Consider the following 13,954-nt stretch of genomic DNA (forward strand, 5'->3'; position numbering starts at 1 on the left):
AAGCCGGGAGTAGGCTGGATGATCAGCGGGCAAACCAACGCACATGGGGAGGCCGATGCGCACTGGCCGTGGCACCTTGAGCGTCGCCGCCGGCCTGGTGCTGGTGGCTCTTGCGTCAGTCGGTTACGTGCTGCCGCCCGCGTTCGACCCGCCGCCCCTGAAGGCGGACCCGGCGTTCGCGGCGATCCCGGCGCAACCGGCGGACGAGCTGCGCCCGGTGGTCTCCGCCGACCCCGTGCGGCGGGAGGAGATCTCGCTGCCGGCCGAGGGCCAGCGTCTGGAGGGCACCTTACGCGTCCCGCTCACGCCCGGCCGGCACCCGGCGATGGTGTTCGTGTCGGGATCGGGCAACGGGTCGCGGACGGAGTTCACGCCGCAGGCGGAGTTCCTGGCCAGGGCGGGCGTGGCGACGATCGCGTTCGACAAGCGCACGGTCGGCTACGACTTCCGGGAACGCGACTTCGGCCTGCTCGCCGACGACGCGCTGCGCATGGTGGAGTACCTGCGCACCCGGCCGGAGGTGGACGCCGCGCGCGTCGGGCTGTGGGGGGTCAGCGAGGGCGGCTGGGTCGTCCCGATCGCGGCGGCCAAGAGCGCGGCGGTGGGCTTCACGGTGCTGGTCTCCTCGCCGAACGTCTCGCCGCTGCGGCAGGTCGCCTGGGCCCTGAACGAGCAGCTGGTACGGCTGCACGCCCCCATCGGCGCCCGTGACCTGCTGACCAGGGCGATGGGCGGCGTCGGCTTCAACTTCCTGCGCTACGACGCGATGCCCGCCTTACGGCAGGTCAGGCAGCCGGTCCTGGCGTTCTACGGCACGACCGACCCCTCGATCCCCTTCGTGGAGTCCACCAGGGCGCTGGTCACGGCGCTCACCGAGGCGGGCAACGACCGGTACACGATCCGTTTCATGGACAAGGGCGACCACGCGATGCGGGTCAACGGCGGCCCGTTCACCAGGGGCTACCTGGAGACCCTGGCCAACTGGATCACCGGCCTGCCCGCCACCGCCAGGCCGTCCGTGCACATGGCGGGCAGCACGCCGGTCCAGCGGTTCGAGGCCAGCGACGTGCCCGCGGCCCCCTGGTACGCCGGCGGCACGATGCTCGGGCTGACCATCTGCCTGGCCGCCGTCGGGTACGTGGCGGGCCCGGTGGCGGCGATGGTCGTCCGGCTGCGCGGCCACGGCAGGCCGCCCGTGGAGACCAACGCCCGGTTGTGGCCGCCGATCCGGCGCAGGCTGCGCAGGATGGCGTGGACGGGCCTCGGCCTGCTGGCGTCGGTCGTGGCGTTCATCACGCTGCTGGTGCTGTTCTCGGTGAACCAGGCGGGCGCCTGGCCGGCCGTGCTGGCGGGCTGGCTGGTGGTCCGCGTGCTGGCCGTGCTCATGCTGGTCCAGGAGGTCACGGCGGTGGCCGCGTACGTGTCGGCGCTGCGCGAGGGCATGCAGCCGACCCGGTGGCAGTACGTGGCGATCGGCGGCGTGCTCGGCGGCACCGGGCTGCTGCTGGTGGCGGCGGCCTACTACGGCCTGTTCGCGTTCCCCTGGTAGGCGTTCATCCAGCGGTCCAGCTCGGCGAAGACCTGCTTGCGCGCGGGCTCGGCCGACAGCACCAGGTCGTGCAGGCCGTCCTGGATCCGCACGCAGGTGACGTGGGGGCCGATCGAGGTGGCCCAGCGGGCCATGTGGGCGGGGTCGAGCACGATGTCGGCCGAGCGCGCCTCGGGCACGAAGTCGCGGACCCGCAGGCCGGTCGAGGAGGCGAGGACGAGCACCGGCACGTCCACCGCCAGCCCCCGGTGCAGCCGCCGCTGGGCCCGCCGGACGGCGGCCAGCCACATGCCGTGCACGGAGAACCCGACCAGCGGCTTGAGCTCCAGGTCGTAGTCCCATTCGCCCTGCTCGGTGCGGTGCAGGCTCTGGCCGTAGGCGGTGCTGATGCCCAGGGGCAGCGGGCGGCGGACGTAGGACATCGGGGTCTTGAGCAGGTCGGCGGCCAGCCGGAGCGGGGCGGGCACGTTGAGGTCGAGGAACGGGCTGTTGAGCACGAGCCCCTGCACCAGCCCCCGGCCGCGGACGCGGTCGGCCCACAGCGCGGCGATCAGGCCGCCGGTGGAGTGGGCGTTGACGGTCAGCTCGTCGTGGTCGCGGCGGATGAGGCGGACTGCCTCGTCGATCTCGGGGAAGTAGTCGGTGATGCTCCTGATCAGTCCCCTGGTCTGGTGCGGGAGCAGTGAGCGGCCGTACTTGCGCAGGTCGAGGGCGTAGAAGTCGATGCCGCGCTGGACGTAGTAGTCGGCCAGATGGTCCTGGAAGAAGTAGTCGGTGAACCCGTGGACGTAGAGCACCGCCCTGCGCGAACCGGCCTTCCTGGCAATCAGGGTCGCGACGACCTCGCCCTCGAAGTCGGGCTGCATGGGGAGAACGGTGATCTCGTACATATCAGACAGAATATGGATTGTCCGGCCATGAGGGGATGCCGGGCGGAAGGTCGGTGCTTACCTTCATCGGGAAGTCGGCCTGACGCTTCTCCAGGAACGCCGTCACCCCCTCCACCGTGTCGGCCGCGCCGCCGAGTTCGGCCATGAGCCTGGAGTCGGCCGCGTGCGCCTCCCACGGTGAGGCCGCCGACAGGCCCGACCACATCAGCCTGCGCACGGCGGCGACGGAGACGGCCGAGGTGTTGCCGGCGATCTCGCGGCCCAGCGCGTACGCGGCGGGCAGCAGCTCGTCGTCGGGCAGCACCCGTGACACCAGTCGGCCCTCCAGCGCCTCGGCGGCGGGGAAGATCCGGCCGGTCACGGCCCACTCCATGGCCCGGGAGATGCCGACCACCCGGGGCAGGAACCAGCCCGACGCCGCCTCGGTGACGATGCCGCGCCGGGCGAACACGAACCCGAACCTGGCACTCTCGGCGGCCAGCCGCACGTCCATGGGCAGTGTCATCGTGACGCCCACGCCCACCGCCGGGCCGTTGATCGCGGCGATGACGGGCTTGAGCGAGGCGGCGATCCGCAGCGCGACCGTGCCGCCGCCGTCGCGCGGCGCGCCGTCGACCAACTCGGCCTTCTCCCCATGGCCGGGCGCCCGGTGGTCGAAGGTGTCGCCGCCGCCGCTCAGGTCGGCCCCGGCACAGAAGGCGCGTCCGGCCCCCGTGACCACCACCGCGCGCACGTCATCGTCGGCGTCGGCGAGGTCGAACGCGCTGATCAGCTCGGCGCGCATGGTCAAGGTGAACGCGTTGAGCCGCTCGGGGCGAGACAGTGTGATGGTGGCGACGCGATCGGCCACGTGGTACTCGATCTCGGAGAAGGCCATGACCCGAATCTTATTCGGTTACCGATGTTCACCCTCCGATAAAGACATATTTCGCATCCAATGCGTAGGCTGCCCGCGCTGTTCGTGCCTGCGGGTTACGGTGGACTTCGGGGAAACGGGGATGGCGTGCAGGATGGCATGCAGGGCAGGAGACCGGTGAGCGCGGCAGCGGTCCTCGGCTGGCTGGCGCTCTCGGCGCTGGCGCCCGGGGCCGCCCATCTGCGCGCCGGCCGGCGCCGGACCGGCCTGATCCTGCTCTCGTGCTACGTCGCCGGGCTGTTTGCACTGCTGGCGGTGGCGCTGACGACCGACAACCTGCTGGGCTCGCTGACCCAGGACTCGTGGCTGACCGCGATCGTCGTCGGGGCCGTGTCGCTGGGCGTCGCCTGGTTCGTCGTGATCGTGCACTCCTTCGTGGTGCTGCGTCCCGGACGGCTGCCGCAGAGCGGCCAGATCCTGGCCGGCACGCTGGCCGGGCTGCTCGCCGTCGTGGTGGTGGTGCCGTTCGGGGTGGTCGCGAACAACGTGTGGACCTACCAGAAGACCCTCGGCGACATCTTCACCGGCCCCGAGCCGGTCGAGTCCCCCGTCCAGGCCGGGCAGAAGCCGCCGGAGGACCCGTGGACCGGGCGGGAGCGGGTCAACCTCCTGCTCCTCGGCGGCGACGCCGACGACAACCGCACCGGCGTGCGCACCGACAGCATGAACGTGGCCAGCATCGACGTGAAGTCCGGCAACACCGTGCTGGTCAGCCTGCCGCGCAACCTGGAGAACGTGCGCTTCCGCCCCGGCACGCCCATGGCCCAGCGGTTCCCCGGCGGCTTCCGCCTGCCGGCCGACCCCGGCGGCGGCCGCAGCGACCTGCTCAACAGCGTCTGGGAGTACGCCGACGCCCACCCGGAGATCTTCGGCGGCCGCCGGCACCAGGGCCCGCAGGTGCTCATGGAGACCATCGGCTACACCCTCGGCCTGGAGATCGACTGGTACGCCCTGGTCAACATGTGGGGCTTCGCCCGTCTCATCGACGCCATCGGCGGCATCACCATCACCGTCGAGCAGGACGTCGTGTTCGGCAAGTACAACGAGGGCCTGGTCAAGGCCGGCACCAGGAAGCTCAAGGGCGCCGACGCGATGTGGTACGCCCGCTCGCGCACGTTCAGCGACGACTACACCAGGATGCGGCGGCAGCGCTGCGTGCTCGGCGCGCTGCTGGGCCAGGCCGACCCGGCGACCGTGCTGGCCCGGTTCAACCGGATCGCGCTGGCCGCCAAGGAGCTGATCAGGACCGACATCCCGCGCTCGATGCTGACGAACCTGGTGCCGCTGGCGCTCAAGGTCAAGAACGCGAAGGTGACGAGCCTGCAGTTCGTGCCGCCGCTGATCAGCACCGGTTACCCCGACTGGGACAAGATCCGCGAGCTGACCGCCAAGGCCGTCCGCGACTCGACCGCGGCCACGTCCGCCGTCGCGGCCTCGGCGACCCCGTCGGCCGGCCCGTCGGCGTCGGACGGCACGTCCTCCCCCAAGCCCGGCAAGTCCGCCGAACCGGGGAAGTCCGGGCCGCCGACGAAGGGGCTCACCGAGGGGTGCGGGGCGGGCTGAGTCCGCGCGAGACGCTCCGGAGCCCCGGTCACCGATGGCATCCTGGACGGACCGGCAAATCTGGAGGAGATTCGCGATGTCCCACCCCCTCGGCACGTCACCCGCCATCCGGCACACCCCTCTCGACGCCGACGAGAGAGCGCGGGCCGAGGCCGGCTTCGTCCCCCTGGTGGCCCAGCAGCTCGCCGAGAACGGGCGGTTCAGGGTGAGTGCCGACACCCCGGAGCTGGTGGAGGTGTTCCAGGGGGTCGCCCGCAAGGTGGGCGAGCTGCTCGGGCGGCCCGTGGTCAGCTACTCCAACGGCCGGTACATGGTGATCACCTTCGGTCAGGGCTCAACGGGCGGCTGAGGCCGGAAGGCGTTCCAGGAGGGCGCGCAGGATCCGGTGGGGGTGCGTCCACAGCAGGGCGCCGCCGACGCCGGGCACGACGTGCCGCACGGCTCCCCGGATGCGGGCGGTCAGCCCCTCCCCCTGGTCGGGCGAGTGGGTGGCGTCATGCTCGCCGTACCAGACGTCGACCGGCACCGTGATCGACGACAGGTCGATGCCCCAGCGGCCCATCGCCAGGACGGTGTCGCGGGCGTAACCGGCCGGCCCCTGCGCGAACGCCTCCCCCAGCGCCTCGCGGTACCCGTCGGCGAACTCCGGGCCCTGGTAGACGGCCAGGTCGCAGGCGGGGCTGCCGCCCATCACCAGGTCCCACATGGCCTGCGGGGTGAAGCCCGCGAAGACCTGCTCGGCGGCCTGCGGATCGTGCGTGGACAGCTCCGTCAGCCGCCGCAGCTCGTCGGGCAGCGCGTCGGCGAAGCGCGGGTCGGCCACCTCGTCGGCGGCGGAGACCAGGGCCAGCGCGCCGACCACGTCTGCGGCGGCGCAGGCCAGCGCGAACGGCGCGCCCTGCGAGTTGCCGACCATGGCGGGACGCCCGAGGCCCAGACGCCCGGCGAAGACCTCCACGTCGGCGGCGAAGTCCGCGAACGTGCGGCCCGGCGCGGGGGTGGAGGCGCCCAGTCCGGGCCGGTCGAGGGAGATCAGGCGCACGCCGAGGTCGCCGGGCGCCGCCGCGCCCATGCCGAGCCGGCGGCTCGTGGCGGCCCCCGGGGAGAGCAGGACCGGCGTCCCGTCCGCCGGCCCCCATTCGGCCCAGCCCAGAAGCCGGCCGCCGGGCAGCCGTTCCGCGCCGGTGCGGGCAGGGCGTTCGATCAAGGTGGTCATGCGCCCATCATCGCGTGAGCACCTCGGAGGGCATCCACCGGTTTTCCGGGCGCGCCGGAGCCGCCGACGGGTGAATCCGCAGGTCATCCGGCACACTTGGCTTGTGCTCATCGATCTGGTCCCGCCCTTTGAAGGGCGTCACTGCGAGACGACCACCGCCGGCACCCTGCTGCGGCACGCGGGCGTGGAGTTGTCTGAGTCGATGCTGTTCGGGCTGGGCGAGGGGCTGAGCTTCGTCTACTGGGACAGCGGCTCGCTGGACGTCCCGCTGATCGGCGGCCGGGTCAAGCCGCACGCGATCACCGAGAAGCTGGCCTCGGCGCTCGGGTTCACGCTGGACACGCAGGAGACGTCCTCCCCCATCACGGCCTGGTCGAACGTCCGCCGCCACCTCGACGAGGGCACCCCCGTCGGGCTCCGGCTCGACTGCTACCACCTCGACTACATCAGGACGCCCTACCACTTCGGCGGCCACTACGTCGCGATGGTCGGCTACGACGAGGGCCACGCCCACCTCGTGGACACCGCCCAGCAGGGCACCCGCAACCGGGTGCCGCTCGACTCGCTCGAACGCGCCCGCGCGGCGACCGGGCCGATGACGGCGCACAACCTGTCGTACACGGTGGGGCCGTGCGCCGAGCCCGACCTGCCGTACGCCATCAAGGAGGCCGTCCGGTCCACCGCCGCCGCCTTCCTCAACCCGGCGATGAGGAACGTCGGCTACCGGGGCATCGAGCAGGCCGCCGCGCTCGTCCCCACCTGGCTGGAACGCGGGCCGACCGCGCAGCTCACGCGTACGGCCAACCTCATGGAGCGGGGCGGCACCGGCGGCGCGTTCTTCCGCAACCTCTACACCGAGTTCCTGGCCGAGGCCCAGACGATCGCGCCCGGCAAGGCCCTGGAGACGGCCTGCCAGGCGTACATGGCGCTGGCGCCCAAGTGGAGCCAGGTGGCGGACCTGCTGGCGCAGGCCGGGGAGACGGGCCGGCAGCAGCCGCTCGACGAGGCCGGGTCGCTGCTGTACGACCTGGCCGAACGCGAGCGGCTGGCCATGGAGACGCTGTACGAGGTGTCCTGAGAATCCCGCCGGACGCCCGGGGCGCGGGTCAGCGGGGGCGGCGGAAGGTGGCGCGCCAGCGGTGGCGACCGCCGTCGCGGAGGTCCTCGATCCGCTCCGCCGTCAGCCCGCCGGTCGCGAACGCCGCGATCTCCGAAGGCGTCAGCGGCCACGGCGGGCCGCCGACCGGGCCGCCGTGCTCGCGGCCCGACGCGATCACCAGCAGCGTGCCTCCGGGACGGACGAACGCGGCGACGCTCTCGGTGGCGCGAGCGTGCAGCGCCTCGGGCAGGGCCTGCACCGTCATGATCTCCACGACCAGGTCGAAGGCGTGCCGCCAGTCGGCGGGCGGGTCGAGCAGGTCGGCGGTGACGTACTCGACGGCACTGTCCGGGAAACGCTCGCGGGCCAGGCGCACGGCCGACTCGCTGACGTCGAAGGCGACCGTCGCGTAACCGAGGGCGGCCACGTGCTCGGCGTCGTCGCCCAGGCCCGCGCCCACCACGAGCGCCCGCCCGTCGCCGGGCTTCCGGTCGGCGGCCCACTCCACGAGCAGGAAGTGCGGGGTACGCGTGTCCCACGGCACGATCGCGTCGCCGGTCGCCGACTCGGCGTAGAGGCGCTCGAACCAGCCGGTCGGATCGCCGTCCGCGAGCGACCGGGCGGCCAGCCGCCGGGCGTCGGCGTCGGGGTCGAGGTCGGAGTCGGCGGCGGGGTCAGGGGCGGTCATGCGTGGAACGACTCCTTGGCGAGGCGGCTCAGGCGGCTCTCGTCGATCGTGTGGCCCAGGCCGGGCTGGGTGAGTGGGACGGCGATGACGCCCGCGTTCGCGCCGACCAGCGGCGTGACGATCTGGTTCTGCTTGGGCGGCTGGGTGACGTCGCACGGCAGCGTGCAGCCCGGCAGGCTCGCGACCGCCACCGTGGCCGCCCTGGCCAGGCCCGCTCCCTGGCCGCCCGTGCACTGGATGTCCCAGCCCGCGGCGGCGGCGCGGTCGTGCGCCCGGCGGGCCTCCGAGAGCGACGGGAAGGCGGTGGGCCGCAGCAGGAGGACCCTGGCGGCGCGCAGGGTCAGGTAGTCGTCCAGCTCCGCGGTCGAGCGCACCTCGACGGCGACCGAGGCGGACACGTCGTCCTGCAGCGCGGCGTGCGCGTGGACGTCGCCGAGCGGGAAGGGCCGCTCGATGACCTCAAGGCCGTAGGAGTCGAGGGCGACGAGCTGGCCGAGGTCGGAGTAGGCGTTGCCGCCGTCGACGGCCAGGGTCAGCGCGGGGTAGGCCTGCCGCACCGCGCGTACGGGCTCGACGTCCCAGCCGGGCCTGATGTCGAGGGTGACGTGCCCGTAACCGGCGCAGACCTGCTGGTTGACGCGGGCGACCAGGCTCTCGACGGACGGGTCGGGCGCCAGCCGCACGGTGGCCATCACCGAGGTTCGGGTGCCGCCGATGGCGTGCGCGAGCGGCACGCCGCGCATCCTGGTCCACAGGTCCCAGCAGGCCATGTCGACGGCCGGGTCGCCGCTCGGCACGGCGTCGGGGTGCTCCCAGTCGACGCCGATCAGCAGCGCGGCCAGTGACTCCTCCAGCCGCGACCAGGCTTTGGGCTCGGGTGAGACGGCCTCGCCCCAGCCGGTCATGCCGCCGTGGTCGGTGAGCTTGACGAGCAGGCTCTCCGTCCTCGCGCCGTACGGCAGGACCAGCCGGAAGACCTCCAGCTCCCGCACTCGCGGCATGAGAACCCCCCTTTAGCCATGACGAGAGAGTCGTCGCGCCTGGTGAAGGCCGTCCACGCCGATGCGTTTGGCAGCGTTCTCAGCACTTTGACGTTCTCATCACTATGACGCGGTCCCTTCCATAGTGCCTGCCTTGGCGGACTGCACAAAACGGGGGGCCAGCACGAAGGCCAGGACGGCGAGCACGACGGTGAATCCGAGCCCCACGGCGTAGTTCTCGCCGGTGGCGGTGAACAGGGCGCCGCTGACCGCGACGGCGACCACGGTGAACACCGACTCACCGACGCCCACGGCCGCGCTGTTCTGCCCCTCCTCGCCCTCCTTGGACATCTCCAGCACCAGCACGGACACCGTGGGGTGCAGAGCGCCGATGCCGAGGCCGGAGATGGCCATGGCGACGTAGGCGACCGCGATGGGCAGGGAGTCGACGAGCACGAGCGACACCAGCGTGATGCCGACGGCGATCATCGCGGCGCCGCCGCGGATGGCGGTCATGTGGCTGATCGTGCCGCGGCCCTTGATCCAGGAGCCGGTGGACCAGCCGAGCGCGCCCACCGTGAGGACGACGCCCGCGCCGGTGGCGGTCAGGCCGCGCTCGTGGATCAGCATGAGCGGGATGAGCACCTCGGCGGCCATGAGCGAGCCGTAGGCCAGGCCGCGCAGCACGGGAGCGGTCGGCAGGCCGCGGGCGGCGCGCAGCGAGCCGGGCAGCAGCAGCTTGGGCAGGGCCACGACCAGCAGCACGATGCCGGCCACGAGCAGCGGCAGGCCGGCCAGCTCCAGGGCGCTGCCGTACTGGATGAGGGCGGCGGCGACGGCGGTCAGCATGGCCCAGACGAGCTTGCGGCCGAGGCCGGGGGCGGGTTCGGCGGAGCCGCGCTCGGCCGAACGCCCGGCGGTGCCGCGCCACAGCAGCAGGGCCGAGGGGATGACCAGGGCGGAGACGCCGAGGAAGATCCACCGCCAGCTCACGTTCTCCACGACGAACCCGGCGATGGCCGGGCCGATCATGGAGGGCACCACCCAGGCGGCCGAGAACAAGGCGAACACCTTGGGATGCATGGCCCCCGGGAAGACCCGGGCGACCAGCACGTACAGGGAGACCTGGATCAACCCGGCGCCGAGCCCCTGCACGAAACGGCCCGCGACCAGCACCTCCATCGTCGGCGCGAATCCGGCCACCAGGAGCCCGGCCACGAAGGTGGCCACGCCGACGGCGATCGGCTGCACCGGCCCCCGCACGTCGCTCCACCGGCCGCCGAGCACGGTCGCGATCACGCTGGCCGCGAGAGTGGCGCTGAAGGCCAGGTTGTACAGGGCCATGCCGCCCAGGTCGCCGGCCACGATGGGCATCGCGGTCGCCACCGCCATCGCCTCGAAGGCCACCAGCATGACGAGCGCGACCAGGCCGACGCTGAGCGCCCGGTACTGCGCGGACAGCACGCCGGCCGGGGCCGGGGCGACGTCTTCGATCGGTTCAACAGTCGTTGTCATGACCGTAAAAGTAGGGGGAACCGCGCGTCGGCACATCGGGCGCGGGGCCTAGGCAATTGGGCCTAAGGCATGCGGGACTCGATGCCGTCGAGGAGCAGTTCGAGGCCGTAGCGGAAACGTTCCTCGCCGTCGGCGGCGATCAGGTCGTCGATGTGCTCGACCAGGTACGGGAAGCGGTCGCGCGGCAGGGCGCGGTAGTAGTCGGCGATCTGGGTCGCGAACGCGGTGAAGTACTCCTCCGGCGTGGACATGTCCGAGGCGCGCAGCCGGCTGATGTGCACCGAGCCCTCGTAGGCGTCGCCGATGAGGTAGAGGGACAGGCGGTCGAGGCACAGGGCGGCCTCGCGCGGCGGCATCCCGGCCTCCACCATCAGCCCGTACACGAACTCGCCGGTGCGCAGCGAGTTCTCGCCCGTGGGGATGTTCGCCAGGGCCGCCCTGGCGACGTCGGCGTGCTTGTTCAGCACCCGGTAGACCTCCAGCGCGTACGCCCTGAGCTGGTCCTTCCACCGGCCGGGGTCGCGCTCGGGCAGCCGGATCTCGCCGAGGACGCGGTCGTAGACGAGTTCGAGCAGCTCCTCCTTGTTCGCGACGTGCGCGTACAAGGAGGCGGGGCCGGTGTCGAGCTCCTGGGCGACGCGTCTCATGCTCAGCGCGTCGAGCCCTTCGGCGTCGAGGACGCGCAGCCCGGTCTCGACGATGAGGTCCTGGCTGAGCTGCCGCCTGATCGGCGCGGGCTTGCGGGACTTGCGCCACGGCGGCACCGGCACGGCTTCTTCCTTGCTCCCCATGGCGAACACTGTACTTGACACGAACGCTGTTCGCTACTAAAACGGTGTTCGTAACGAACAGTGTTCGTATCAAGAACAGCGTTCTTAAGGAGTTCCCCCCGATGACAGTGACCAACTCGGCGCAGGCCACGGAGGCCGTCGCGCCCTACCGGTGGCGCTGGGCCGCCCTTTTCGTGATCCTCGCCGCCGAGGTGATGGACCTGCTCGACGCGTTGATCACCACGATCGCCGCCCCCACCATCCGCGCCGACCTGGGCGGCAGCGACAGCCTCGTACAGTGGCTCGGCGCCGGCTACACGCTGGCCATGGCCGTCGGCCTGGTCACCGGCGGACGGCTCGGCGACCTGTTCGGCCGCAAGCGCATGTTCCTCATCGGCGCCTTCGGGTTCACCGCCGCCTCGCTGCTGTGCGGCGTGGCGGGCAGCCCCGAGATGCTGATCGCCAGCCGGGTGCTGCAGGGCCTGTTCGGCGCCGTGATGTTGCCCCAGGGCCTCGGCCTGATCAAGGAGATGTTCCCGCCGCAGGAGATCGGCAAGGCGTTCGGCATGTTCGGGCCCGTCATGACGATCTCGTCGGTCGGCGGCCCCGTGCTGGCCGGCTGGCTGGTCGACGCCGACTTCTTCGGCACCGGCTGGCGCATGATCTTCCTGATCAACCTGCCGCTCGGCCTGGCCGCCGCGCTGGCCGGCATCCGCTTCCTCCCCGAGTACCGCCTCTCGAACGCCACCAGGCTCGACCTGGTCGGCGTCGGCCTGGTCTCGGTCGCCGGATTCCTGCTGATCTACCCGCTGATCCAGGGCCGCGAGCTCGGCTGGCCCGCCTGGACGTTCGTCTCGATGGCCGCCTCGCTGGTCGTCTTCGCCCTGTTCGGCAGGTACGAGTCGCGCCGCGCCGCCTCCGGCAAGGACCCGCTGGTCACCCCCAGCCTCTTCCGCAAGCGGGCCTTCTCCGGCGGCCTGGTGGCCGGCCTGGCGTTCTTCTCCGGCATGATCGGCCTCAGCCTGGTCTTCAGCATCTACATGCAGGCCGGCCTGCACTTCAGCCCGCTCAAGGCCGGCCTGGCCAGCCTTCCCCAGGCGGTCGGCGGCGTGATCGGCTTCGGCCTGGCCATGTCCGGGCTCCAGGAGAAGCTGGGCCGCGGCCTGCTGCAGATCGGCGTGGTCGTCATGGCCGCCGGCGCGGCCGTGCTCGGGGTGACCATCCACCTGGCCGGCACCGACGTCGGCGTCTGGCAGCTCGCCCCCGGGCTGGCGCTGGTCGGCATCGGCATGGGCCTGACCATGGCGCCGTTCTTCGACATCGTGCTGGCCGGGGTCGAGCCGCACGAGTCGGGGTCGGCCTCGGGCACGATGACCGCCGTCCAGCAGCTCGGCGGCGCGCTCGGCACCGCCGTCCTCGGCACGCTCTTCTTCAACCTGCTCAAGGATCAGTGGAGCTTCGGCTCGGCCATGCAGGTGACCGTCTGGGTCGAGATCGGGCTGCTGGCGATCACCTTCGCCCTGTCGTTCCTCATGCCGCGCAAGGCCCGCCCCGAACAGGCCGGCCACTGAGCGCTGACCCGGCCGCGGCTCCCCTGCGGGGGTGGAGCCGCGGCCTCGGCCTTTCTCAGCCGCCGGCGTGACGCTCGGCCCACCGGGTGATGTCGCGGCGTTCGACGGCGGCGGCCATCAGGTCGGGGAAGGCGTCGGGGGTGCAGGCGAAGGCGGGCACGCCCATCGCGGCCAGCGCGGCGGCGTTCTCGTGGTCGTAGAAGGGCGCGCCCTCGTCGGAGAGCGCGAGCAGCACGATCACCTGCACGCCGGCCTGCGTCATCGCCGCCACCCGGCGCAGCATCTCCTCGCGCACACCGCCCTCGTACAGGTCGCTGATCAAGACGAAGATCGAGTCGGCCGGACGGGTGATGAGACCCTGGGAGTAGGCGATGGCCCTGTTGATGTCGGTGCCGCCGCCGAGCTGGGTGCCGAACAGCAGCTCGACCGGGTCGTGCAACTGCTCGGTCAGGTCGACCACCGCCGTGTCGAACACCACGAGCGACGTCTTCAGCGACCGCATCGAGGCCAGGACCGCCCCGAACACGCTCGAATACACCACCGAGGCCGCCATCGAACCGCTCTGGTCGATGCAGAGCACCACCTCGCGCTGCACCGACCGCTGCCTGCGCGCGTAGCCGACCAGCCGCGACGGGACGACCGTGTTCCGCTCCGGCAGGTAGTTCTTGAGGTTCGCCCGGATCGTGCGGTCCCAGTCGATGTCGGCCACCCGCTTGGGCCGGTGCGTACGCGCCGAACGGTCGAGCGCACCCGTCACCGCCGCCCGCGTACGGTCGGCGAGGCGGCGTTCGAGCTCCTGGACCACCTTGCGCACCACGGCCCTGGCCGACTCGCGGGCCTGGGCGGGCATGACCCGGTTGAGCGCGAGCAGCGTGCCGACCAGGTGCACGTCGGGCTCGACGGCCTCCAGCATCTCCGGTTCGAGCAGCAGCCTGGTGAGGTTCAGCCGCTCGATCGCGTCCTTCTGCATGACCTGGACGACCGTGGACGGGAAGTACGTCCGGATGTCACCCAGCCAGCGGGCCACCCGCGGCGCGGACGCCCCGAGGCCGCCCTCGCGACGGCTCTGCCCCTCGCGGCCGTCCTGGTCGTAGACGGCGGCCAGGGCCGCGTCCATCTGCGCGTCGGCACCCTCCAGGGCGCGGCCGGTGCCGTCGGCGTCGCCGCCCCCGAGCACCAGCCGCCACCTGCGCATGC

Annotated in this window: 13 protein-coding genes; 5 read left to right on the plus strand and 8 right to left on the minus strand. The window is 72.1% G+C overall.

The window, feature by feature from the left end; genetic code table 11:
- Positions 1-55: 55 nt before the first annotated feature.
- Positions 56-1,549 carry a prolyl oligopeptidase family serine peptidase gene (locus AB0J97_RS17680; RefSeq protein ID WP_364089623.1) on the plus strand — a complete coding sequence of 498 codons (1,494 nt, stop codon included), beginning with the start codon at positions 56-58 and terminating at the stop codon, positions 1,547-1,549.
- Here AB0J97_RS17680 and AB0J97_RS17685 read toward each other — a convergent pair.
- Together AB0J97_RS17685 and AB0J97_RS17690 are read right to left on the minus strand one after the other, a co-directional pair.
- Complete coding sequence (locus AB0J97_RS17685; RefSeq protein WP_357701228.1) at positions 1,522-2,439, minus strand: alpha/beta hydrolase; 918 nt, start codon at positions 2,437-2,439, stop codon at positions 1,522-1,524. The genes AB0J97_RS17680 and AB0J97_RS17685 overlap by 28 nt on opposite strands.
- Before the next feature lies 1 nt (position 2,440).
- The gene (locus AB0J97_RS17690) at positions 2,441-3,316 is read right to left on the minus strand and encodes an enoyl-CoA hydratase-related protein (RefSeq protein WP_364089627.1); all 876 of its coding nucleotides are present in this window, start codon (positions 3,314-3,316) and stop codon (positions 2,441-2,443) included.
- 156 nt (positions 3,317-3,472) lie between these two features.
- Between AB0J97_RS17690 and AB0J97_RS17695 the strand changes: the two genes are divergently transcribed.
- Together AB0J97_RS17695 and AB0J97_RS17700 are read left to right on the plus strand one after the other, a co-directional pair.
- Entirely contained in the window at positions 3,473-4,918 is a 1,446-nt protein-coding gene (locus AB0J97_RS17695) for an LCP family protein (protein ID WP_364089630.1), read from the plus strand.
- Between the two features lie 76 nt (positions 4,919-4,994).
- The gene (locus AB0J97_RS17700; protein WP_357701234.1) at positions 4,995-5,267 is read left to right on the plus strand and encodes a hypothetical protein; all 273 of its coding nucleotides are present in this window, start codon (positions 4,995-4,997) and stop codon (positions 5,265-5,267) included.
- Here AB0J97_RS17700 and AB0J97_RS17705 read toward each other — a convergent pair.
- Complete coding sequence (locus AB0J97_RS17705) at positions 5,253-6,134, minus strand: alpha/beta hydrolase (RefSeq protein WP_364089634.1); 882 nt, start codon at positions 6,132-6,134, stop codon at positions 5,253-5,255. The two genes, AB0J97_RS17700 and AB0J97_RS17705, sit on opposite strands and share 15 nt — an antisense overlap.
- Before the next feature lie 103 nt (positions 6,135-6,237).
- Here AB0J97_RS17705 and AB0J97_RS17710 point away from each other — a divergent pair, with 103 nt between their 5' ends.
- Positions 6,238-7,212: a BtrH N-terminal domain-containing protein gene (locus AB0J97_RS17710; RefSeq protein ID WP_364089637.1), complete on the plus strand. Its 975-nt coding sequence runs from the start codon at positions 6,238-6,240 to the stop codon at positions 7,210-7,212.
- A 28-nt stretch (positions 7,213-7,240) separates the two neighbouring features.
- On the opposite strand, the gene AB0J97_RS17715 is transcribed toward AB0J97_RS17710, so the two are convergent.
- The 4 genes from AB0J97_RS17715 to AB0J97_RS17730 all read right to left on the minus strand — a co-directional run bounded on the left by AB0J97_RS17715 (position 7,241) and on the right by AB0J97_RS17730 (position 11,207).
- Positions 7,241-7,921, minus strand: a complete 681-nt coding sequence (locus AB0J97_RS17715; protein WP_364089640.1) for a class I SAM-dependent methyltransferase — start codon at positions 7,919-7,921, stop codon at positions 7,241-7,243.
- Positions 7,918-8,922 carry an enolase C-terminal domain-like protein gene (locus AB0J97_RS17720; protein ID WP_357701241.1) on the minus strand — a complete coding sequence of 335 codons (1,005 nt, stop codon included), beginning with the start codon at positions 8,920-8,922 and terminating at the stop codon, positions 7,918-7,920. The genes AB0J97_RS17715 and AB0J97_RS17720 overlap by 4 nt, the downstream gene beginning before the upstream one ends.
- Before the next feature lie 102 nt (positions 8,923-9,024).
- Positions 9,025-10,416, minus strand: a complete 1,392-nt coding sequence (locus AB0J97_RS17725) for an MFS transporter (protein ID WP_364089643.1) — start codon at positions 10,414-10,416, stop codon at positions 9,025-9,027.
- A 62-nt stretch (positions 10,417-10,478) separates the two neighbouring features.
- Positions 10,479-11,207: a TetR/AcrR family transcriptional regulator gene (locus AB0J97_RS17730; RefSeq protein ID WP_364089646.1), complete on the minus strand. Its 729-nt coding sequence runs from the start codon at positions 11,205-11,207 to the stop codon at positions 10,479-10,481.
- A gap of 101 nt (positions 11,208-11,308) precedes the next feature.
- On the opposite strand from AB0J97_RS17730, the gene AB0J97_RS17735 reads away from it, so the two are divergent.
- A complete protein-coding gene (locus tag AB0J97_RS17735) occupies positions 11,309-12,757 on the plus strand; it encodes an MFS transporter (protein ID WP_364089649.1) in 1,449 nt (482 codons plus the stop codon).
- A gap of 55 nt (positions 12,758-12,812) precedes the next feature.
- Here AB0J97_RS17735 and AB0J97_RS17740 read toward each other — a convergent pair whose 3' ends face one another.
- Positions 12,813-13,952 carry a VWA domain-containing protein gene (locus tag AB0J97_RS17740; protein ID WP_364090291.1) on the minus strand — a complete coding sequence of 380 codons (1,140 nt, stop codon included), beginning with the start codon at positions 13,950-13,952 and terminating at the stop codon, positions 12,813-12,815.
- Positions 13,953-13,954 lie beyond the last annotated feature (2 nt).

Source organism: Nonomuraea sp. NPDC049607 (assembly GCF_040675375.1).
Classification (GTDB): domain Bacteria; phylum Actinomycetota; class Actinomycetes; order Streptosporangiales; family Streptosporangiaceae; genus Nonomuraea.